The organism is Vibrio sp. 1078-1, from assembly GCF_033340475.1.
Map to the genome: position 1 here is coordinate 247,833 of NZ_JAWOWM010000004.1, position 19,742 is coordinate 267,574.

24 protein-coding genes are annotated in these 19,742 nt (G+C 45.5%); 19 read left to right on the forward strand and 5 right to left on the reverse strand.

Annotation, left to right across the window (positions count from 1 at the left end; translation table 11 throughout):
- Positions 1-8 precede the first annotated feature (8 nt).
- From rplF to rplQ, 12 genes are all read left to right on the forward strand, one after another.
- Positions 9-542 (forward strand): 50S ribosomal protein L6, encoded by a 534-nt coding sequence (gene rplF / locus R7190_RS11060; protein ID WP_005379570.1) that lies wholly within the window; start codon positions 9-11, stop codon positions 540-542.
- A 9-nt stretch (positions 543-551) separates the two neighbouring features.
- A complete protein-coding gene (gene rplR, locus R7190_RS11065) occupies positions 552-905 on the forward strand; it encodes a 50S ribosomal protein L18 (RefSeq protein WP_005379568.1) in 354 nt (117 codons plus the stop codon).
- 14 nt (positions 906-919) lie between these two features.
- Positions 920-1,423 (forward strand): 30S ribosomal protein S5, encoded by a 504-nt coding sequence (rpsE, locus tag R7190_RS11070; RefSeq protein ID WP_004745894.1) that lies wholly within the window; start codon positions 920-922, stop codon positions 1,421-1,423.
- Positions 1,424-1,430: 7 nt separating this feature from the next.
- The gene (gene rpmD, locus R7190_RS11075; protein WP_005379565.1) at positions 1,431-1,607 is read left to right on the forward strand and encodes a 50S ribosomal protein L30; all 177 of its coding nucleotides are present in this window, start codon (positions 1,431-1,433) and stop codon (positions 1,605-1,607) included.
- Between the two features lie 5 nt (positions 1,608-1,612).
- Entirely contained in the window at positions 1,613-2,047 is a 435-nt protein-coding gene (gene rplO, locus R7190_RS11080) for a 50S ribosomal protein L15 (RefSeq protein ID WP_005383155.1), read from the forward strand.
- Between the two features lie 20 nt (positions 2,048-2,067).
- A complete protein-coding gene (secY, locus tag R7190_RS11085) occupies positions 2,068-3,402 on the forward strand; it encodes a preprotein translocase subunit SecY (RefSeq protein ID WP_005379562.1) in 1,335 nt (444 codons plus the stop codon).
- A 38-nt stretch (positions 3,403-3,440) separates the two neighbouring features.
- Positions 3,441-3,554, forward strand: a complete 114-nt coding sequence (gene rpmJ, locus R7190_RS11090; protein WP_000868186.1) for a 50S ribosomal protein L36 — start codon at positions 3,441-3,443, stop codon at positions 3,552-3,554.
- Between the two features lie 149 nt (positions 3,555-3,703).
- Positions 3,704-4,060 (forward strand): 30S ribosomal protein S13, encoded by a 357-nt coding sequence (gene rpsM, locus R7190_RS11095; RefSeq protein ID WP_005383154.1) that lies wholly within the window; start codon positions 3,704-3,706, stop codon positions 4,058-4,060.
- 18 nt (positions 4,061-4,078) lie between these two features.
- Positions 4,079-4,468, forward strand: coding sequence for a 30S ribosomal protein S11 (gene rpsK, locus R7190_RS11100; RefSeq protein WP_001118870.1), 390 nt, complete (start codon positions 4,079-4,081; stop codon positions 4,466-4,468).
- Between the two features lie 27 nt (positions 4,469-4,495).
- On the forward strand, positions 4,496-5,116 hold the full coding sequence (gene rpsD, locus R7190_RS11105) for a 30S ribosomal protein S4 (protein WP_005383146.1): 621 nt from the start codon (positions 4,496-4,498) through the stop codon (positions 5,114-5,116).
- 24 nt (positions 5,117-5,140) lie between these two features.
- Positions 5,141-6,133, forward strand: coding sequence for a DNA-directed RNA polymerase subunit alpha (locus tag R7190_RS11110; RefSeq protein WP_005383143.1), 993 nt, complete (start codon positions 5,141-5,143; stop codon positions 6,131-6,133).
- Positions 6,134-6,159: 26 nt separating this feature from the next.
- Positions 6,160-6,540, forward strand: a complete 381-nt coding sequence (rplQ, locus tag R7190_RS11115; protein ID WP_005383141.1) for a 50S ribosomal protein L17 — start codon at positions 6,160-6,162, stop codon at positions 6,538-6,540.
- Between the two features lie 135 nt (positions 6,541-6,675).
- Here rplQ and R7190_RS11120 read toward each other — a convergent pair whose 3' ends face one another.
- Both R7190_RS11120 and R7190_RS11125 read right to left on the reverse strand, forming a co-directional pair.
- Entirely contained in the window at positions 6,676-7,155 is a 480-nt protein-coding gene (locus R7190_RS11120; RefSeq protein WP_017820297.1) for a DUF2780 domain-containing protein, read from the reverse strand.
- Positions 7,156-7,308: 153 nt separating this feature from the next.
- Positions 7,309-7,929 carry an FKBP-type peptidyl-prolyl cis-trans isomerase gene (locus tag R7190_RS11125; RefSeq protein WP_005383137.1) on the reverse strand — a complete coding sequence of 207 codons (621 nt, stop codon included), beginning with the start codon at positions 7,927-7,929 and terminating at the stop codon, positions 7,309-7,311.
- Positions 7,930-8,161: 232 nt separating this feature from the next.
- Between R7190_RS11125 and R7190_RS11130 the strand changes: the two genes are divergently transcribed.
- Positions 8,162-8,758 (forward strand): LysM-like peptidoglycan-binding domain-containing protein, encoded by a 597-nt coding sequence (locus tag R7190_RS11130; RefSeq protein ID WP_033906006.1) that lies wholly within the window; start codon positions 8,162-8,164, stop codon positions 8,756-8,758.
- A gap of 89 nt (positions 8,759-8,847) precedes the next feature.
- Here R7190_RS11130 and R7190_RS11135 read toward each other — a convergent pair whose 3' ends face one another.
- Positions 8,848-9,309: a GNAT family N-acetyltransferase gene (locus R7190_RS11135; RefSeq protein ID WP_033906124.1), complete on the reverse strand. Its 462-nt coding sequence runs from the start codon at positions 9,307-9,309 to the stop codon at positions 8,848-8,850.
- 142 nt (positions 9,310-9,451) lie between these two features.
- Between R7190_RS11135 and dbpA the strand changes: the two genes are divergently transcribed.
- On the forward strand, positions 9,452-10,831 hold the full coding sequence (gene dbpA / locus R7190_RS11140) for an ATP-dependent RNA helicase DbpA (RefSeq protein ID WP_186584492.1): 1,380 nt from the start codon (positions 9,452-9,454) through the stop codon (positions 10,829-10,831).
- A 54-nt stretch (positions 10,832-10,885) separates the two neighbouring features.
- Here dbpA and R7190_RS11145 read toward each other — a convergent pair whose 3' ends face one another.
- Positions 10,886-11,464: a Crp/Fnr family transcriptional regulator gene (locus R7190_RS11145; RefSeq protein ID WP_005379584.1), complete on the reverse strand. Its 579-nt coding sequence runs from the start codon at positions 11,462-11,464 to the stop codon at positions 10,886-10,888.
- 97 nt (positions 11,465-11,561) lie between these two features.
- Entirely contained in the window at positions 11,562-13,523 is a 1,962-nt protein-coding gene (cpdB, locus tag R7190_RS11150; protein ID WP_186584490.1) for a 2',3'-cyclic-nucleotide 2'-phosphodiesterase, read from the reverse strand.
- Positions 13,524-13,798: 275 nt separating this feature from the next.
- On the opposite strand from cpdB, the gene cobA reads away from it, so the two are divergent.
- The 5 genes from cobA to cysC all read left to right on the forward strand — a co-directional run bounded on the left by cobA (position 13,799) and on the right by cysC (position 19,708).
- The gene (gene cobA / locus R7190_RS11155) at positions 13,799-14,674 is read left to right on the forward strand and encodes a uroporphyrinogen-III C-methyltransferase (RefSeq protein WP_031780800.1); all 876 of its coding nucleotides are present in this window, start codon (positions 13,799-13,801) and stop codon (positions 14,672-14,674) included.
- Between the two features lie 59 nt (positions 14,675-14,733).
- Positions 14,734-15,642, forward strand: coding sequence for a sulfate adenylyltransferase subunit CysD (cysD, locus tag R7190_RS11160; RefSeq protein WP_005379592.1), 909 nt, complete (start codon positions 14,734-14,736; stop codon positions 15,640-15,642).
- Between the two features lie 18 nt (positions 15,643-15,660).
- Positions 15,661-17,091 carry a sulfate adenylyltransferase subunit CysN gene (gene cysN / locus R7190_RS11165; protein ID WP_017633444.1) on the forward strand — a complete coding sequence of 477 codons (1,431 nt, stop codon included), beginning with the start codon at positions 15,661-15,663 and terminating at the stop codon, positions 17,089-17,091.
- A gap of 250 nt (positions 17,092-17,341) precedes the next feature.
- A complete protein-coding gene (locus R7190_RS11170; RefSeq protein ID WP_206946799.1) occupies positions 17,342-19,066 on the forward strand; it encodes an SLC13 family permease in 1,725 nt (574 codons plus the stop codon).
- Between the two features lie 24 nt (positions 19,067-19,090).
- Positions 19,091-19,708, forward strand: a complete 618-nt coding sequence (gene cysC, locus R7190_RS11175) for an adenylyl-sulfate kinase (protein ID WP_005392350.1) — start codon at positions 19,091-19,093, stop codon at positions 19,706-19,708.
- The last annotated feature ends 34 nt before the right edge of the window (positions 19,709-19,742 follow it).

Sequence of the window (19,742 nt, forward strand, 5' to 3'; positions counted from 1 at the left end):
AGTAGACTATGTCTCGTGTTGCAAAAGCACCTGTCGCTATTCCAGCTGGCGTAGAGGTGAAACTAAACGGCCAAGAAATCACTGTAAAAGGTGCGAAAGGCGAACTAACTCGCGTTCTTAACAACGCAGTTGTAATCGCTCAGGAAGAAAATAACCTGACTTTCGGTCCTAAAGAAGGTGTTGCTAACGCATGGGCTCAAGCAGGTACTGCTCGCGCTCTAGTTAACAACATGGTTGTTGGTGTTACTGAAGGCTTTACTAAGAAGCTAACTCTTAAAGGTGTAGGTTACCGTGCTGCTATCAAAGGCAACGCTGTAGGTCTAACACTAGGCTTCTCACACCCAGTTGAGCACGAGTTGCCAGCGGGTATTAAAGCTGAATGTCCAAGCCAAACTGAAATCGTGATCACTGGTGCTGACAAGCAACTAGTTGGTCAAGTTGCGGCTGACATTCGTTCTTACCGTGAGCCTGAGCCATACAAAGGCAAAGGTGTTCGTTACGCAGATGAAAATGTGCGTACTAAAGAAGCTAAGAAGAAGTAAGGTAACACTATGGATAAGAAAGCATCTCGCATCCGTCGTGCTACACGTGCACGTCGTAAGATTGCAGAACTGGGTGCGACTCGCCTAGTTGTACACCGTACTCCTCGTCACGTGTACGCACAGGTTATCGCGGCTAACGGCTCTGAGGTTATCGCAGCAGCTTCTACTGTAGAAAAAGCGATCCGTGAGCAAGTGAAATACACTGGTAACGTTGATGCAGCTAAAGCAGTGGGTAAAGCTATTGCTGAGCGCGCTCTAGAGAAGGGCGTAACTGCAGTTGCATTTGATCGTTCTGGTTTCCAATACCACGGTCGAGTAGCGGCGCTAGCAGAATCTGCTCGCGAAGCTGGTCTGAAATTCTAAGGTAGGGTTGGAAGATGGCTAAAGAACAACAAGTTCAAGCGAATGATTTGCAAGAAAAGCTAATCGCAGTTAACCGTGTTTCTAAAACGGTTAAAGGTGGTCGAATCATGAGCTTCACTGCACTAACAGTAGTTGGTGACGGTAACGGTCGTGTAGGTTTCGGTTACGGCAAAGCTCGTGAAGTACCTGCAGCGATTCAAAAAGCAATGGAAAAAGCGCGTCGTAACATGACTACGATCGCTCTAAACGAAGGCACTCTTCACCACCCAGTGAAAGGTCGCCATTCGGGCTCTAAAGTTTACATGCAGCCTGCTGCAGAAGGTACTGGTGTTATCGCAGGTGGTGCGATGCGTGCAGTACTAGAAGTTGCTGGTGTACACAACGTACTATCTAAAGCGTACGGTTCTACGAACCCTATCAACATCGTTCGTGCAACGATCGATGCACTAGGTAGCATGAAGTCACCAGAAATGGTTGCTGCTAAACGTGGTCTAACTGTTGAATCTATTTCGGAGTAAGAACACCATGGCAACTATTAAAGTAACTCAAACTAAAAGCTCAATTGGTCGTCTGCCAAAGCACAAAGCTACTTTGCGCGGTCTAGGTCTTCGTAAAATCAACCACACAGTAGAACTTGAAGATACTCCGTGTATTCGCGGTATGATCAACAAGGTTTACTACATGGTTAAAGTTGAGGAGTAATCAGAATGCGTTTGAATACTCTAGCACCGGCTGCTGGCGCGAAAACTTCTGCGAAGCGAGTAGGTCGTGGTATCGGTTCAGGCCTAGGTAAAACTGGTGGCCGTGGTCACAAAGGTCAAAAATCACGTTCTGGCGGCAGTGTTCGTCCAGGTTTCGAAGGCGGTCAGATGCCTCTGAAACAACGTCTACCAAAATTCGGTTTCACTTCTCGTAAGAGCCTAGTGTCTGCTGAAGTTCGTCTAGCTGAGCTAGCGAAAGTTTCTGGTGACGTAGTTGATCTAAACAGTCTTAAAGCTGCTAACATCATCACTAAGAACATCGAATTTGTAAAAGTTGTTCTTTCTGGTGAAATCAACAAAGCAGTGACTGTTAAAGGTCTACGTGTGACTAAAGGCGCTAAAGCTGCAATCGAAGCTGCAGGCGGTAAAATCGAGGAATAATCTCGAGGAACGAGGTACAGATGGCTAAGAAACCAGGACAAGATTTTCGTAGTGCTCAGAGCGGCTTAAGTGAACTAAAGTCGCGCTTGTTATTCGTAATTGGTGCACTTTTAGTATTCCGAGCCGGCTCTTTTGTGCCGATTCCTGGTATTGACGCTGCTGTACTTGCCGATTTGTTCGAACAGCAAAAAGGTACCATCGTTGAAATGTTTAACATGTTCTCCGGTGGTGCTCTTGAGCGTGCATCTATATTAGCATTGGGCATCATGCCGTATATTTCGGCATCTATTGTTGTCCAATTGCTAACTGTAGTTCATCCAGCGTTAGCTGAACTCAAAAAAGAGGGTGAAGCAGGCCGTCGTAAGATAAGCCAATACACACGCTACGGCACGCTTGTACTTGCAACCTTCCAAGCTATAGGTATTGCAACTGGCCTACCAAACATGGTCGACAATCTGGTTGTTATCAACCAAACCATGTTTACGCTAATTGCTACCGTAAGTTTAGTAACCGGTACCATGTTCTTGATGTGGTTAGGTGAACAAATTACAGAGCGCGGAATTGGTAACGGTATTTCGATACTGATTTTTGCAGGTATTGTTGCTGGATTGCCTTCTGCAATCGGTCAAACAATCGAGCAAGCGCGTCAAGGTGAATTGCATGTACTTCTTCTGTTGCTAATCGCGGTATTAGCTTTTGCAGTAATTTACTTCGTTGTTTTCATGGAACGTGGTCAACGCCGAATCGTCGTTAACTATGCGAAACGTCAACAGGGTCGTAAAGTGTTTGCTGCGCAAAGCTCGCACTTGCCTCTTAAAATTAACATGGCAGGTGTAATTCCAGCGATTTTTGCATCAAGTATTATCTTGTTCCCAGGAACATTGGCTCAGTGGTTTGGTCAAAACGGTGAGAGCAGCGCGTTCGGTTGGTTAACTGACGTGTCTTTGGCTCTTAGCCCTGGTCAACCGTTGTATGTAATGCTTTATGCAGCAGCAATTATCTTCTTCTGTTTCTTCTACACGGCGTTGGTTTTCAACCCGCGTGAAACAGCAGATAACTTGAAGAAGTCTGGTGCATTCGTACCCGGTATCCGCCCAGGTGAGCAGACAGCGAAATACATTGATAAAGTAATGACACGTTTAACCCTTGCTGGTGCACTGTACATTACCTTTATCTGTCTGATTCCCGAGTTCATGATGGTCGCGTGGAACGTACGTTTCTACTTCGGCGGTACATCGCTACTAATCGTAGTTGTTGTAATTATGGACTTTATGGCACAGGTACAGACTCATCTGATGTCTCAACAGTATGATTCTGTGTTGAAGAAAGCGAATCTGAAAGGCTACGGCCGTTAATCCGGCGGTAGACTCAGTTTCATTTACGGAGTTTAGCAATGAAAGTTCGTGCTTCCGTTAAAAAAATCTGCCGTAACTGTAAAGTAATCAAGCGTAACGGTGTCGTTCGCGTGATTTGCAGTGAGCCAAAGCACAAACAGCGCCAAGGCTAATTAGCAGAAATTTTTACTTGAAAATGAAGGTTGGGTCGAGTATATTCCTCGGCCTACCTTTTGCGTGCAAAAGAAGTAGTATTCCGCAGCGTATCCATAACGGGCTTTGCTGCGGCTAATTCTTTTATAGAAACACTTAGGAGTGAATAATGGCCCGTATAGCAGGCATTAACATTCCTGATCAGAAACATGCAGTAATCGCTCTAACAGCGATCTACGGCATCGGTAAAACTCGCTCTCAAGCTATCCTAGCTGAAGTGGGTATTGCTGAAAATGTTAAGATCAGTGAACTAACTGAAGAGCAGATCGATCAACTGCGTGATGGTGTAGCTAAGTACACTGTAGAAGGTGATCTACGTCGTGAAGTATCTATGAACATCAAGCGTCTTATGGACCTTGGCTGTTACCGTGGTCTTCGTCATCGTCGCAGTCTACCACTACGTGGACAGCGTACTAAAACCAACGCTCGCACCCGTAAGGGTCCGCGTAAGCCGATCAAGAAATAATCGGGAAGGTAGAGTACAATGGCTAAACAACCAACTCGCGCTCGTAAGCGCGTACGCAAGCAAGTTGCAGATGGCGTTGCGCACATCCATGCTTCTTTCAATAACACAATCGTAACCATTACTGACCGTCAAGGTAACGCTCTTGCATGGGCTACTGCAGGTGGTTCTGGTTTCCGTGGTTCTCGTAAGTCTACTCCGTTCGCTGCACAGGTTGCTGCTGAGCGTTGTGCTGAAATGGCTAAAGAATACGGCCTAAAGAACTTGGAAGTTATGGTTAAGGGTCCTGGTCCAGGTCGCGAATCTACTGTTCGTGCACTAAACGCCGCTGGTTTCCGCATCACAAACATCGTTGATGCTACACCAATCCCTCATAACGGTTGTCGTCCACCTAAGAAACGTCGCGTATAACGTTTCTAGGACAATTGGAGAAGAATCATGGCAAGATATTTGGGTCCTAAGCTGAAGCTTAGCCGTCGTGAAGGCACTGACTTATTCCTTAAGTCTGGTGTTCGCGCGATCGATACCAAGTGTAAAATTGATAACGCACCAGGTGTACACGGCGCTCGTCGCGGTCGTCTATCTGAGTATGGCGTTCAGCTTCGTGAGAAGCAAAAAGTACGTCGTATGTACGGCGTTCTAGAAAAACAATTCCGTAACTACTACAAAGAAGCTGCTCGCCTAAAAGGCAACACTGGTGAAAACCTACTTCAGCTTCTTGAAGGTCGTCTTGATAACGTAGTTTACCGCATGGGCTTTGGCGCAACTCGCGCAGAAGCACGTCAGCTAGTTAGCCACAAAGCTATCCTAGTAAACGGTAAAGTTGTAAACGTTCCTTCTTTCAAAGTAGCGGCTAATGACGTTGTTTCTATTCGCGAGAAAGCTAAACAGCAAGCTCGTATCAAAGCAGCTCTAGAAGTTGCTGAACAACGTGAAAAACCAACTTGGATTGAAGTAGATGGTGGCAAGATGGAAGGTACATTCAAGCGTATGCCTGAGCGTTCTGATCTATCAGCTGACATCAACGAACAATTGATCGTCGAGCTTTACTCTAAGTAAGGTTTAAACTAAAGAGAGGACACAATGCAGGGTTCTGTAACAGAATTTCTTAAGCCACGTCTAGTTGACATCGAACAAATCAGCTCGACTCACGCAAAAGTAACTCTTGAGCCATTAGAGCGTGGCTTTGGTCATACTCTGGGTAATGCACTTCGCCGCATCCTTCTATCTTCTATGCCAGGTTGTGCTGTAACAGAAGTAGAAATTGAAGGCGTACTTCATGAGTACAGCACGAAAGAAGGCGTTCAAGAAGATATTCTTGAAATTCTTCTAAACCTTAAAGGTTTGGCTGTGCGCGTTGCCGAAGGCAAAGATGAAGTGTTCATTACTTTGAACAAATCAGGCTCGGGCCCTGTGGTTGCAGGTGACATCACCCATGATGGTGATGTAGAGATCGCTAACCCTGAACACGTAATTTGTCACCTGACGGATGACAACGCTGAGATCGCAATGCGTATCAAAGTTGAACGTGGTCGTGGTTATGTTCCAGCTTCTGCGCGTATCCATAACGAAGAAGACGAGCGTCCTATCGGTCGCCTACTAGTAGATGCTACTTACAGCCCAGTAGACAAAATTGCCTACGCTGTAGAAGCAGCTCGTGTAGAACAGCGTACTGATCTAGACAAGCTTGTTATCGATATGGAAACAAACGGTACTCTAGAACCTGAGGAAGCAATCCGTCGTGCAGCTACAATCCTAGCTGAACAATTGGATGCATTCGTAGATCTTCGTGATGTACGAGTTCCTGAGGAGAAGGAAGAGAAGCCAGAATTCGATCCGATCCTACTGCGTCCTGTAGACGATCTTGAACTAACAGTTCGCTCTGCTAACTGTCTGAAAGCAGAAGCGATTCACTACATCGGTGATCTAGTACAACGTACTGAGGTTGAGCTACTTAAAACGCCTAACCTTGGTAAAAAATCTCTTACTGAGATTAAAGACGTACTTGCGTCACGTGGTCTGTCTCTGGGCATGCGCCTAGAAAACTGGCCACCTGCATCAATCGCTGAAGATTAATCGATACTAGTTAGAAGGATTAGGTCATGCGCCATCGTAAGAGTGGTCGTCAACTCAACCGCAACAGCTCACATCGCAAAGCGATGTTCAGCAACATGGCTAGCTCTCTAGTACGTCATGAAGTTATCAAGACTACTTTGCCAAAAGCAAAAGAGCTACGTCGCGTAGTTGAGCCTTTGATTACACTAGCTAAGACTGACAGTGTTGCTAACCGTCGTCTAGCATTTGCACGTACTCGTGACAACGAAGTAGTTGCAAAACTATTTAACGAACTAGGTCCACGTTTTGCTGCTCGTCAGGGCGGTTACACTCGTATCCTAAAAGCTGGCTTCCGTGCTGGTGATAAAGCTCCAATGGCTTACATTGAGCTTGTAGATCGCCCAGCTGCTGAAGAAGCTGCTGAGTAATCAGTTCGTAAGAACGAGAAAGCCGAGCATTAGCTCGGCTTTTTTGTATCTGTAATTCTGTAAACCTTTATATCCAGCCTGCATTTATTTCAACCCATGCAGACTGGCAATTTAAAAAGTGATTATCACTTACGCTTATTTACTAGTATTCCACAACCCGCCCAACGAACTTAGAAGCCCTTCGCTAGCGCCTTGCTTGTTCAAGTAATCCAAGATTACTGGAGCAAACTGACTGATCATAGATGGGTCTAAACCTAACGTATCGAATGCACTTTTTACTGCACTGATATTCTCAATATTTCCTAGTAAGCTTTGTGCTCCTTGCAAGTTTGAAAGTCCAGGAATCAAAGACTGTAATTCACTACTATTTTCTTGCGAAAGCTGGCTTTGAGCCAAAGCGAGTAGCGCACCACTGCCTCCGGCTGCTTGCTCAGTGGATACTGGTAATTGGCTAGTTAGCATGTCTGTTAATGGAGATGACTCGGTGTTCAAGCTGCTGCCGACCATGTCCATCAGACCACTTTCTTTACTTTTTTGAGTGACTGAATCTAAGAATGCGTGCGCACTACCAATGTTGATTGATAGGAGTGCTAGAGTTAGGAGTGTTTTACGCATAGTACCTCCAAAGGTTGAGCGTTTTTTAAAAGTGATTTTATTTTTAAAGGCTATCAGAGTGAAAGGTTCAGAGGTGAGAAAGTCTATTCAGTTTAGACAAAAAAACGGCGCTAGTGCGCCGTTTTATTTAATCATAATTGAAAATGGTTTCAATTAGATAATATCTAATAGTTCTACTTCGAAAACTAAAGCTGCAAATGGAGGGATAGCCGCACCAGCGCCACGCTCACCGTACGCAAGATCTTGTGGTACGTATAGCTTCCACTTAGAGCCAACAGGCATTAGTTGTAGTGCCTCTACCCAACCTTTGATCACACCTGTAACAGGGAATTCAGCAGGTTGACCGCGAGATACAGAGCTATCGAATACAGTACCGTCAGTTAGCTCACCGTGGTAGTGAACGCGAACTGAGCTTTCTGCTGTAGGAACTGCACCAGTACCTTCAGAAATGATTTCGTACTGAAGACCAGAGTCTAGAACGTTAACTTCAGGTCGTAGAGCGTTGTCTTTTAGGAACGCTTCGCCTTCTGCTGCCGCAATTTTTGCTGCTTCTTGGCGAGCTGTTTCTGCACGAGTGTGAAGTTCTTGTAGTGCTTTGTTGATTTCATCAATTTCGATTGATGGCATGTCACCAGTTAGTGCTGTTGCAATACCCGCTGCGATAGCATCAACGCTAAGACCTTCAAGACCAGAGCCTGCAAGTTGCTGACCCATTTGCAGACCAATGCCGTAGCTTGCTTTTTGTTCTGCAGTTTCAAATTTAATTTCAGACATGAATGTCGCTCTTATTAGGAGTGATAAAGGTAACAGGATATCAGTTTCGAGCTTAGGTTTAAATGATTGCGACTGAATGCTTAATTGAGGCGGCCAGGTTGTGACTTATCTCTTACTCCAAGTGAAATTTCTGCTAATTTAATCCCAATTCCATTTTAGTTTGGTGAAAAACATATACTCTCCGCGTCGGTATTTTTATACTGGCCGTAGAAGTATTAAGGGACTCATTACAATGAATCGTCGCAGAAAGAAAAAGCAGCAAGTCGACTATGTCGAGTTGGTTAAACAAAAATTCGCTGCTATCGACTGGAAGCAGCCGTTCAACAAAGAGCAATGGTTGGAGCGTATACAGCCTGTTAAGCAGTTTTGGTTGCGCCTGCCTAAATTTCATCAGCGTGCTTTGATGGTCTTAGTGCCATTGATTCTGGTACTCCTTGTTATTCCTTTGCCGAATAAAACAGACCAGCCAGTTGAGCAGACTGAGGTCGATCATCAACGCGTAGCGATTGAGCTGAACGCGCAGAGTTTAAGCCAGCAGAGAACCTCTCAGAACTCTGGACCGAAATCTGAAGACTGGAAAGAGTACACGGTTAAAAATGGTGATACATTAGCGCAGGTTTTCAGAAGTAATCAGCTCTCTATGGCGGATCTTAGCGCTCTAGTCAAAATAGAAGGCAGTGATAAGCCGCTAAGCCAAATAAAGCAGGGACAGTTGATTCGCTTTAAGCTTAGTGACGAAGGCGAGTTAGATATGCTACAGCTGGAAAAAAGCGGGCGGTCCGTTATGTTTTTCCGTTTATCGGATGGGTCCTTTGGGCGTAACAAGTAAACGCTTCAAATGAAAAGACGCGAATATCGCGTCTTTTTAGTCGGTTTTTCATAGCGATTAGTTTTCATAGTAACCAATCGAATTGAAGCTTATAGCGCTACGGATTCTTTCCGCATATCCACATGAGGGATACCATCTTCAAGATAGCACTCTGAGATAACCTTGAATCCATGACTTGCATAAAACTGGATGAGGTGTTCTTGAGCACCTATATCTATTGTCTGTCCTGGCCATAATGTTTCGCATTGTGCCAAGGCCTTGTCCAATAACTTATGGCCTAAGCCACCGCCTCGCGCGGTCTGCTTTGTCACCACTCGACCAATACTCACATTGTCATACGAGGTGCCTGCGGGCAGTAATCGTGCGCAAGCAACCAGTTCATCACCGTGATAGCCTATTAGATGATAAACGCCTTCCAGTGTGTCCTTACCATCAAGTTCAGGGTAAGGGCAGGTTTGTTCAACAACGAATACATCCACACGCAATTTCATCATTTCATACAGCTGTGTGGTTGTTAGCTGAGCAAAGGGCAAAGTAATCCAAGTGAGCATGTTGTTATCCGTAATGAGAATAGAGTGACTGACTTTACTTTGTTTTGAGCTCATACTCATTAACAAAGGTTAATTAGCACTGGTTTTCCCACCAAATCTGGTGATAATGTGCCCTCTTTCCATCTCACCTGAGGATATCCCCGTGAGCAAACAAACATTCGATCAAGTTGGGCTGAACCCAGCGTTACTCGCCACACTTGATTCCCTGAACTATACCCACATGACGCCAATTCAAGCTTTGAGCTTGCCTGCAATCCTAAAACATCGTGATGTCATCGGGCAGGGTAAAACGGGCTCAGGTAAAACCGCTGTATTTGGTTTAGGGGTTTTATCGAACCTCAACGTCAAACGCTTTCGTGTCCAGTCATTAGTATTGTGTCCAACACGTGAGCTTGCAGATCAAGTAGCGAAGGAAATTCGTACTTTAGGTCGCGGCATTCATAATATTAAAGTGCTTACTCTCTGCGGTGGGATGCCAATGGGGCCACAAATTGGTTCGTTAGAGCATGGTGCGCATATCCTAGTTGGTACTCCTGGTCGTATTTTGGATCACCTTGAGAAAGGCCGAATTGATCTTAGCGAACTGAATACCTTGGTGCTAGATGAAGCTGATCGCATGTTGGACATGGGTTTCCAAGACGCATTAGATGCAATCATCGATGCAGCGCCAAAGCAGCGCCAAACTCTACTTTTCAGTGCTACTTTTCCAGAGAAAATTGAGCAAATTGCGCAGCGTATAATGCAGACACCGGAAGTGATTAAGGTGGAATCGACGCATGATACCTCAAGCATTGCGCAGTACTTCTATAAAGTTGAAGGCTCGGAAGCACGTGATGAAGCGTTGGCGAATTTGCTGCTGACTCACCAGCCAGAGTCCGCGGTGGTTTTTTGTAATACCAAAAAAGAAGTGCAAAGTGTCGCAGATGAGTTGCATCACAAAGGATTCAGCGTTATCGATATCCATGGGGACTTAGAGCAGCGTGAACGCGACCAAGCATTGGTGCAGTTTGCTAACAAGAGTGTGTCTATCCTTGTTGCAACAGACGTTGCGGCGCGTGGCTTAGACGTTGATAATCTTGATGCTGTCTTTAACTTTGAGCTATCACGCGATCCTGAGGTTCATGTGCACCGTATTGGTCGTACAGGTCGTGCGGGTAGTAAAGGTTTAGCGTTTAGCTTTTTTGGTGAGAAAGACGGTTTACGTGTAGCTCGTATTGAAGAATACCTAGAGATGGACGTGGTACCAGCAACATTGCCTGTCAAATCAAATCAGCAGCCATACCAAGCGAAAATGGTGACGATTAACATTGATGGCGGTAAGAAACAGAAAGTACGACCGGGTGATATTTTAGGTTGTTTGACAGGAAAAAATGGTATTCCAGGCTCTCAAGTCGGAAAGATTCACCTATTCCCTGTGCGCGCTTATGTTGCCGTCGAAAAGTCTGTGGCTAAAAAGGCTCTACAAACCATTAGTAACGGCAAGATGAAAGGGCGCCAGTTCCGGGCGCGAATTCTTAAATAGCTCAAATAGCAGAGAAAAAGCTCTTCGTTTGAAGAGCTTTTTTCTTTTTTGAGTTTATTTGAGAGTGTGATCTTTGGTTAAGCGTGCTTTGATTCGACTCAAACTGATTGGCGTAATGCCCAGGTAGGCCGCAATTTGACTATCGGTAATACGTTGCTTTAAATCTGGGTAATGAGCGCAAAATAATTGATATCGTTCCTCTGGAGAGTAGAGCAACATAAAGCGTTCTTTATTCTCTTTATTAACCAGTTGGTTTTCGAGTAGCTTTAAGTAAATGGCGTGCTTTTCTGCTCGCCAGTGATGCAACGTTTCAATTGGCAAGCAAAATAGCTGACAAGCGCTCAGCGTTTCCAATAAGTAAGGCGAAGGTTGGTCCTTTATTATGCTCTCAAACCCGATAACCCAGTCCTTCTCCCAATAAAATTCTTTACTGAATTCTTTGCCGTGCTCCGTGAGATAGCTTGCGTGGCATAACCCCTCAATGATGAAGTAAAGGTGTGAGCTCAACTCCCCTTGGTGATTAAGAATGTGGCGTGTAGGCAGTTCGAGCAACTCACCATTTTCAATAAGTTGGTTTGCTTCTGTCTCTAAAAAGCCATGATTGACTAAGTCTGAAAAAAGATCGATGTGCATGTGATAACTCGGAAACGGTTTTCTTTATTTTAACGGGTTTTATTGATAACAAAAAAGCGGCTCATGAGAGCCGCTTAGTGTTGCTGTCAAATCAACCTTATTTATTCAGATCGATTTGATAAATTGCGAAACCAATGTCGTCTGTTGACACGCGTTTCATTGGGTATTGTCCTTTCTCTTTGATGAACTGCGCCGCTTTATCGCTAGGGGAGGTTTCGAAACGAATATCTAGCTTGTTATCGGACTTAATCGGTGCGAAAGACCAGTTGTTGTCAGCGCTTGGTGTCACTTCTCCTTTTTCTTCACTCACGCGAGAAATATAAGTGGCGACGACAGAGCGGTTTTCATCTGGTGCGTCAAATGCAATGAAATCTGGGCCTGTACCAGGGAAAGTATTGCTATAAGCACGGTAGTTATTGGTTGCGATGATGAAATCTTGCTTCGGATTGACAGGCTTACCATTGAACGTCAGATTCACAATGCGCTGAGAATCTGGATTAATCACTTTACAATCCGCATCGTACTTCGGCGGTTGGGTAACGTCGATTTGGTAGTTAACCCCATCAATAACATCGAAGTTGTACGTACGGAAATTATCCCAATCAATCAAAGATTGCGGTTTAGGATTGTTGATGTCGATGTGGTTGAATTGACCCGCACTGCACTCTAGCCATTCGCGAACTTCTTTACCTTTCACTTTCATCGCAACCAAGGTGTTTGGATATAAGTAAAGATCGGCCGCATTACGGAAGGTGAGCTGACCGGATTCGACTTCTGTAAAGTTATTCGGATCGTTCTTACGACCGCCGACTTTAAATGGTGCTGCCGCACTCAGTACTGGAATGTCAGAAAGGTCTGGGTCGCCTTGAATAAAGCGTTCTACGTAGTCTTTCTGAGCAAGGTTAACGATTTGAATGGTGGGGTCGTCCTGCACTAATGCCAAGAAGCTGTACATGACATCATTTGCTTTGCCGATTGGTTGGTTTACAAATTCACGAGTGCCTTTGTGATCTTCTTCTAACGCTTTCACAATATCTGCATCGGCTTTAGCTAATGACTTCTTATTTACTTTATCGAAGATAGGGCGTGCTTCTGCTTGGCCTTCGACGACTTGCCATCTGCCGTCTTTCTCTTTTAGCATCAAATCCATCACACCTACGTGACTTCCCCAGCGGCCCGGCATCACGGACGTTACACCATTGATGGTCCCTTTATCTATATCGACACCAGGTAGGTTTGCGAAGTCTTTCCCTGGGAAGACTGCGTGAGAGTGGCCAAAAGCAATCGCATCAATACCTTCAACTTCTGTGAGGTAGTAAACAGAGTTTTCAGCGCCTAGTTTGTATGGATCAGTAGAAATGCCTGAGTGTGGAATCGCCACAATAACGTCTGCGCCTTCTTTCTTCATCTGAGGAACCAGCTTTTTCGCTGTCTCAGTGATGTCTTCAGCGAAGACTTTTCCTTCTAGATTCTTCTTATCCCATACCATGATTTGTGGCGGGACGAAGCCGATGTAACCCACTTTGATTTCGTGGCTTTGACCATCAGTGTCTTTGAACGTGTGCGTTTTAATTAGATAAGGTTTGAAGTAGTGCTCACCGGTTTGTTTATCAAATACGTTTGCGTTGATGTAAGGGAAGTTTGCCCCCTTCAACGTCTTTTGTAGAAAATCTAAGCCATAGTTGAACTCATGATTGCCAATGTTGCCCACATCGTAGTCTAGCTGGTTCATCGCTTTGTAGACTGGGTGCACGTCGCCGGGATTAATCCCCTTTGCTGCCATGTAATCGCCCATTGGGCTGCCCTGAATTAAATCACCGTTATCTACTAGTACCGTGTTTTCTGCCTCGGACTTAGCTTGTTTCACTATTGTCGCTGCGCGACTTAAACCGATTTGCTGTGATGGTTGGTCTTTGTAGTAATCGTAATCCATCACGTTGGTGTGAATGTCGGTGGTTTCGATAATACGAAGCTTGATGGTATCGGCCATTGCTGGGCCAGCAAGCGTTAGCATGCCACTTAAAACTGCGAGGGAAATAGGATGAACTGCCACTTTCATTTGGTGCTCCAATTCAATGATAAGGGGAAATCGTACTGCGTAATGTATCAAACACAGGTGCAACTCGATGATAAAGATACAGAAAACTGTGAACATTAATCAGTTTACTGAACCTTATTCATATTAACCGCCGACTTTTTCACGCTTTTGAATGAGACCAAACAAAAACTTCTTAGCAGATTTTTGAATAAAAAATGAAATTTTAGAATTTCAGGTAATATAAACGCCCCGCCATAATGCTTGCATAACGATATCAATGGACGATGAGCAAGCACATGGCAACGAACGATTCAGTCACTTCTTTTCCTAAACCAAAGCCCCGGTTAGTTTCTGACAACCCAGTCGCTGGTGTTACTCGTTTTGCAAAGCAATCGCTACAGCCTGGTGAAGTCGCCTTAGTCGGTGCAGGACCAGGCGATCCTGAACTTCTGACGGTGAAAGCACTGAACTGCTTGCAGCAAGCTGATGTGGTTTTGTACGACTACTTGGTGTCTGAAGAAATCATGGCATTGATTCCAAGCGATACGATTTTGGTGTGCGTTGGGAAGCGAGCTGGGCATCACAGTGTGCCGCAGGAGAAGACGAATCAGCTTTTGGTGGATTTTGCCAAGCAGGGCTACAAAGTAGTGCGCATTAAAGGTGGGGATCCGTTTGTATTCGGTCGTGGTGGTGAAGAGTTAGAAGTGCTTGCTGATGCCGGCGTTCGTTTTCAAGTTGTCCCTGGCATTACCGCAGCAGCTGGCGCAACCGCTTATGCTGGTATTCCACTGACTCATCGTGATTATGCGCAATCGGCCATCTTTGTGACTGGCCACTTGAAAGAAGAAAGTGATGAGATGGATTGGTCCACGTTGGCGCGTGGGAATCAGACTTTAGTGATCTACATGGGGCTGATGAAATCACACTATATTCAGAATCAACTCATTAAGCATGGTCGTTCAGCGTCGACTCCGATTGCCATTATTGAGCGTGGCACGCAGATTCAACAAAAAGTATTTACGGGAGAACTCTCCCAACTCTCTGATTTATCGAAGGAAGCACAGTCGCCATCTTTGATTGTTGTCGGAGAGGTAGTGCGACTGTCTCAAAAGTTAGACTGGTTTTTGTCTAGTACTGAATTCAACAAAAGTGCTATTGCCAACTCCATATAATTTCAGACCAAAGATTAGAGACGTAATGCGCCTTCAAGCTTAAAAAGGAAATACAAAACATGGACCAACAACGTTTAACTCACCTTAAACAACTCGAAGCGGAGAGTATCCACATCATCCGTGAAGTTGCGGCTGAGTTTGATAACCCAGTCATGATGTATTCGATTGGTAAAGACTCATCAGTGATGCTGCACCTTGCGCGTAAAGCTTTTTACCCAGGTAAGATTCCATTTCCATTGCTGCATGTCGACACCGATTGGAAGTTCCGCGAGATGATTGAATTTCGTGATCGCACCGCGGCCAAATACGGTTTTGAGCTTTTGGTACATAAGAATCCAGAAGGTCTAGCCATGGGCTGTAGTCCGTTTGTTCATGGTTCTTCTAAGCACACTGACATCATGAAGACTCAAGGCTTAAAACAAGCGCTGAACAAGTACGGTTTTGATGCGGCCTTTGGTGGCGCGCGCCGCGACGAAGAGAAATCACGGGCGAAAGAGCGCGTGTATTCATTCCGCGATAAGAACCATACATGGGACCCTAAAAACCAACGTCCTGAGCTATGGAAGACGTACAACGGTCAGGTTAATAAGGGTGAGAGCATTCGTGTATTCCCGCTGTCTAACTGGACTGAGCTTGATATCTGGCAATACATCTATTTAGAAAACATCGAGATCGTGCCGCTTTACCTCGCGGACAAACGTCCAGTTGTTGAACGCGATGGCATGCTGATCATGGTTGATGATGATCGTATGGAGCTTCAACCGGGTGAAGTGATTGAAGAGAAGAGTGTGCGCTTCCGTACCCTTGGTTGTTATCCATTGACCGGGGCCATCGAGTCTGAAGCAAACACTTTAACTGGCATTATTGAAGAGATGCTGGTGGCAACGTCGAGTGAGCGCCAAGGCCGAGCGATCGACCACGATCAGTCAGGATCGATGGAGCTTAAGAAACGTCAAGGTTACTTCTAAAGGATCTAAGGAAAGATAATGAACAGTGCAGTTGAAGCTCAATTAGCCGAGCTTGGTATCGAAGGCTATTTAACACAACACCAGTACAAGTCGTTACTTAGATTCTTGACTTGTGGCTCGGTGGATGACGGTAAAAGTACATTAATCGGTCGCTTACTCCATGACTCAAAACAAATTTATGAAGATCAGCTAGCGGCAGTGCACTCAGACAGCCAACGTGTGGGCACCACGGGTGAAAAACCTGACCTTGCGTTGTTGGTCGATGGCTTACAAGCTGAGCGTGAGCAGGGGATCACGATTGATGTGGCTTACCGCTATTTCTCGACGCAGAAACGTAAATTCATCATTGCAGATACTCCTGGACACGAGCAGTACACACGTAACATGGCTACAGGCGCATCGACATGTGACTTAGCTGTGATTCTGGTTGATGCACGTAAGGGCATTCTCGATCAAACTCGTCGTCACTCTTTCATTTCCAACCTGTTGGGTTTGAAGCACTTTGTTGTGGCGATCAACAAGATGGACTTAGTGGATTACTCCCAAGAGCGCTTTGAAGAGATCCGCGATGAGTATCTGAAGTTCTCTGAGAATCTGACAGGGGATATTGATATTCAAATCATCCCGATCTCAGCGCTTGAAGGGGACAATGTGGTGGATAAAGGCCAAAACCTGACTTGGTTTAAAGGCCCATCATTGCTTGAGCTTCTTGAAACGGTCGATGTGGATCAAGAAAAAGGCGCGGGTGAATTCCGCTTCCCTGTGCAATACGTTAATCGTCCTAACCTCGATTTCCGTGGTTTTGCGGGGACCATTTCTTCTGGTTCGATCAAAGTCGGTGATGCCATTAAAGCATTGCCATCGGGTAAAACGTCAACTGTGGCACGTATTGTGACCTTTGATGGTGATATCGAAGAAGCTCGTGCCGGATTAGCTGTCACTCTGACGCTAAGCGATGAGATCGATATTAGCCGTGGCGATTTGATTGTTCTAGATAATGCTCAAGTGGAAACCACAAACCATTTGCTTGCCGATGTGGTGTGGATGACAGAGCAACCCCTGCAACCGGGTCGTGACTATGACATCAAAATCGCAGGTAAGAAAACCGTAGGTCATGTTGAAGCGATTCGTCATCAATATGACATTAATAATCTCTCGACTCATAGCTCGGCAGAGCTGCCATTGAATGGTATTGGTTTGTGTGAATGGTCTCTTAATGAGTCAGTCGCGCTGGACAATTATCAAGACTGTGCAGATACCGGTGGCTTTATCATTATCGATCGTCTGACAAACGTGACGGTTGGTGCTGGCATGGTTAAAGAGAGCCTCGCCGTGGTTGAGCGCGATTTGACGGACATCTCTGCGTTTGAAGTTGAGCTTAATGCGCTTGTCCGTAAACACTTCCCACACTGGGAAGCAAAAGACGTCAGCCAGTTTCTGAAAAAGTAACTGGCTCACCCAAGTACGATAATTTCAGGCACTGTTTGCTGTTGTACTTGGGGTGTCGCTACCTAACTGAATTGCGAAATGTCGTTAGGTATTCTCCTAATACCAGAATGCTTCGGTGGAGCCCAAGAAACCGAGCATTCTGATGTTCTTTTCGCTTGCGCTGATTTTTGTCTGTTTGCTCGTTTGTCGGTGATTCATGGATAAATGAGTCGTTGTTGTGCCCTTTAGGGCTATTTGGTAAGGAAAGGCTATGTGGGAACAAGGGTTTGTGTTAGCGATTTTGCTTGGCATTATCACTTGCTTGCTTGTCACGAAAATTAAGCCTAGTTATGTCTTTGCGGGTGCCGCTTTTATTGCATTCATGTCTGGGATGATGGATTCAGCCACTATCGCATCCAATTTTACCAACTCTTCATTGTTAACCCTGGTTCTATTGATTCTTGCATCCTGTGCTCTAGAAAAAACACTGCTGATCAGTTGGGTGAGCCGAAGTATCTCTGAGGGCCAGTTAGGCAGCGTGATTGCTAAGCTCGGTGTATCGACAGCCTTGCTCTCTTCATTTACGAATAATACCGCTGTGGTTGTCTCATTGATTGGGGCGATTAAGCGTAATCAGCAGCATGCACCTTCGAAATTACTTATTCCCTTGTCTTACGCCGCCATTTTTGGTGGCACATTAACTTTGATAGGTACGTCGACCAACTTAATCATCAACAGCTTTGTAGAAGATGCCGGTTTGCCGAGCCTGAACTTTTTTACACCCACGATGATTGGCTTGGCGGTGTTGGTGGGAGGAATGCTGATTCTTATCCCGCTCAGTTACTTACTGCCGAACTACGATGATCAAAGCCAAGAAGATTTACCGTACTTTCTTGAGTCTCGCGTAGAGCCTGGTTCACCGTTAGTTGGGCGCACGGTCAGCGAGAATAATTTACGTGCGCTGCGCAAACTGTTTCTTGCGGAGGTTGTACGAGATGGCGTGACGGTTTCCTCTGTAGGACCGGATTTCGTACTCAATGCGAAAGACCGTTTGTTGTTTTGTGGTGATGTTGAGAGCGTCGCGACCCTGCAAGAAATTCCGGGCCTCAAGCTTTTTGGTCAGCAGCACTTGAATGGGCAAAATTTTATTGAAGTTGTGGTGAGCTCATCCGCGACGTTTTGCTATAAAACACTTAAAGAGAGCCGATTCCGTGACCGCTTTGATGCCGTTGTTGTGGCTATTCGTCGTGGCCATGAGCGCCTAGAGGGCGGTTTGGGTAGCATTACCTTAGCGCCAGGTGACACGTTAGTTCTGGTTCCGGGGAAGCGTTTTGAATCGGAGCGTCGAGCTCATCGTAAAGAGTTTGTTTTAGTGCATGATTTGGACTCTAGCGCTCGGCTTGATACAAATAAATCCTCCATCGTGCTACTGGGCTTTGCTGCCGTAATTGGGTGTGCGCTATTAGAACTAGTACCGATTATTAAAGGCCTTGCCGCGTATCTTATCGCACTTATCGCGTTTGGCATTGTACAGATTTCAGAACTGCGCCGCCGTTTCCCAATTGATATCGTTGTGATTGTCGGCTCTGCTTTGTCCATCGCTCAATTGATGATCTCTTCCGGCTTGTCAGAGAGAATGGGAGCGATGTTTATTGAAGCGTTCAATGGCTGGGGCGTGTTTGGAGCCTTGGTCGCAACTTACATCATGACATTAGTTCTTACTGAACTGGTGACGAATAATGCCGCGGCTGCGCTTTCTTTTCCTATTGGCTATAGCATGGCGGTGGGTTATGGCGTTGATCCGATGCCATTCATTATGGCGGTCTTGTTTGGCGCCAGTGCGAGCTTTATTTCTCCCTACGGTTATCAAACCAACTTGCTGGTGTACAGCGTAGGAAATTATAAATTGACCGACTATGTGAGAATTGGTGTGCCGATTTCGATTGTGTACTCTGTATTAGTACTTACTTTGATTCCGGTCTTCTTCCCGTTTTAATTCCGATATTTACAAGGATACGTTATGACTGCCGAAACGACGGTAAAAGATGAAAACATTGTTTGGCACCAGCATTCGGTTGATAAACAGTTTCGTGCTGAATTAAAGAAGCAAAAACCTGCCGTATTGTGGTTTACCGGCTTATCTGGAGCGGGTAAATCAACCGTAGCGGGGGCGTTGGAAAATCGCCTTGCAGCATTGGGTTACCACACTTATTTATTGGATGGTGACAATGTGCGACATGGCCTGTGTAGTGATTTGGGCTTTTCTGAGCAGGATCGTCGCGAGAACATTCGTCGTATTGGTGAACTGGCTAAACTGATGGCGGATGCAGGCTTAATTGTGTTGTCGGCGTTCATTTCACCGCATCGTGCAGAGCGACAGCTAGTGCGCGACTTATTGCCAGAAGGTGAGTTTATCGAAGTGTTCGTCAATGCATCTCTAGAAGTCTGCGAAGGTCGCGATCCTAAAGGTTTGTACCGCAAAGCACGTGCGGGAGAAATTCCTAACTTCACTGGTATTGATTCTGAATATCAAGCACCGAAGAATCCGGAAGTCGATTTACCAGCGGGCGAAAAAAGCGTCGATGAGCTGGTGGACTTGTGCTTGGAAGCGCTTAAGTCGCGTGCAGTGATCCGATAAATAAGCATTTGGATCATTGGTGACCTCAAGCTCT

What these genes read in the sequence shown, in the direction of transcription:
- R7190_RS11120 (WP_017820297.1), bottom strand. Translation starts at nt 7,155, where the DNA reads ATGCGTAAAACACTCCTAACTCTAGCACTCCTATCAATCAACATTGGT.
- R7190_RS11125 (WP_005383137.1), bottom strand. Translation starts at nt 7,929, where the DNA reads ATGTCTGAAATTAAATTTGAAACTGCAGAACAAAAAGCAAGCTACGGC.
- R7190_RS11110 (WP_005383143.1), top strand. Translation starts at nt 5,141, where the DNA reads ATGCAGGGTTCTGTAACAGAATTTCTTAAGCCACGTCTAGTTGACATC.
- R7190_RS11130 (WP_033906006.1), top strand. Translation starts at nt 8,162, where the DNA reads ATGAATCGTCGCAGAAAGAAAAAGCAGCAAGTCGACTATGTCGAGTTG.
- rpsM (WP_005383154.1), top strand. Translation starts at nt 3,704, where the DNA reads ATGGCCCGTATAGCAGGCATTAACATTCCTGATCAGAAACATGCAGTA.
- rpmJ (WP_000868186.1), top strand. Translation starts at nt 3,441, where the DNA reads ATGAAAGTTCGTGCTTCCGTTAAAAAAATCTGCCGTAACTGTAAAGTA.
- rpmD (WP_005379565.1), top strand. Translation starts at nt 1,431, where the DNA reads ATGGCAACTATTAAAGTAACTCAAACTAAAAGCTCAATTGGTCGTCTG.
- rplQ (WP_005383141.1), top strand. Translation starts at nt 6,160, where the DNA reads ATGCGCCATCGTAAGAGTGGTCGTCAACTCAACCGCAACAGCTCACAT.
- cysC (WP_005392350.1), top strand. Translation starts at nt 19,091, where the DNA reads ATGACTGCCGAAACGACGGTAAAAGATGAAAACATTGTTTGGCACCAG.
- cysD (WP_005379592.1), top strand. Translation starts at nt 14,734, where the DNA reads ATGGACCAACAACGTTTAACTCACCTTAAACAACTCGAAGCGGAGAGT.
- R7190_RS11135 (WP_033906124.1), bottom strand. Translation starts at nt 9,309, where the DNA reads ATGCTCACTTGGATTACTTTGCCCTTTGCTCAGCTAACAACCACACAG.
- rplO (WP_005383155.1), top strand. Translation starts at nt 1,613, where the DNA reads ATGCGTTTGAATACTCTAGCACCGGCTGCTGGCGCGAAAACTTCTGCG.
- rpsK (WP_001118870.1), top strand. Translation starts at nt 4,079, where the DNA reads ATGGCTAAACAACCAACTCGCGCTCGTAAGCGCGTACGCAAGCAAGTT.
- rpsE (WP_004745894.1), top strand. Translation starts at nt 920, where the DNA reads ATGGCTAAAGAACAACAAGTTCAAGCGAATGATTTGCAAGAAAAGCTA.
- rpsD (WP_005383146.1), top strand. Translation starts at nt 4,496, where the DNA reads ATGGCAAGATATTTGGGTCCTAAGCTGAAGCTTAGCCGTCGTGAAGGC.
- cysN (WP_017633444.1), top strand. Translation starts at nt 15,661, where the DNA reads ATGAACAGTGCAGTTGAAGCTCAATTAGCCGAGCTTGGTATCGAAGGC.
- R7190_RS11170 (WP_206946799.1), top strand. Translation starts at nt 17,342, where the DNA reads ATGTGGGAACAAGGGTTTGTGTTAGCGATTTTGCTTGGCATTATCACT.
- R7190_RS11145 (WP_005379584.1), bottom strand. Translation starts at nt 11,464, where the DNA reads ATGCACATCGATCTTTTTTCAGACTTAGTCAATCATGGCTTTTTAGAG.
- secY (WP_005379562.1), top strand. Translation starts at nt 2,068, where the DNA reads ATGGCTAAGAAACCAGGACAAGATTTTCGTAGTGCTCAGAGCGGCTTA.
- cobA (WP_031780800.1), top strand. Translation starts at nt 13,799, where the DNA reads ATGGCAACGAACGATTCAGTCACTTCTTTTCCTAAACCAAAGCCCCGG.
- rplR (WP_005379568.1), top strand. Translation starts at nt 552, where the DNA reads ATGGATAAGAAAGCATCTCGCATCCGTCGTGCTACACGTGCACGTCGT.
- cpdB (WP_186584490.1), bottom strand. Translation starts at nt 13,523, where the DNA reads ATGAAAGTGGCAGTTCATCCTATTTCCCTCGCAGTTTTAAGTGGCATG.
- rplF (WP_005379570.1), top strand. Translation starts at nt 9, where the DNA reads ATGTCTCGTGTTGCAAAAGCACCTGTCGCTATTCCAGCTGGCGTAGAG.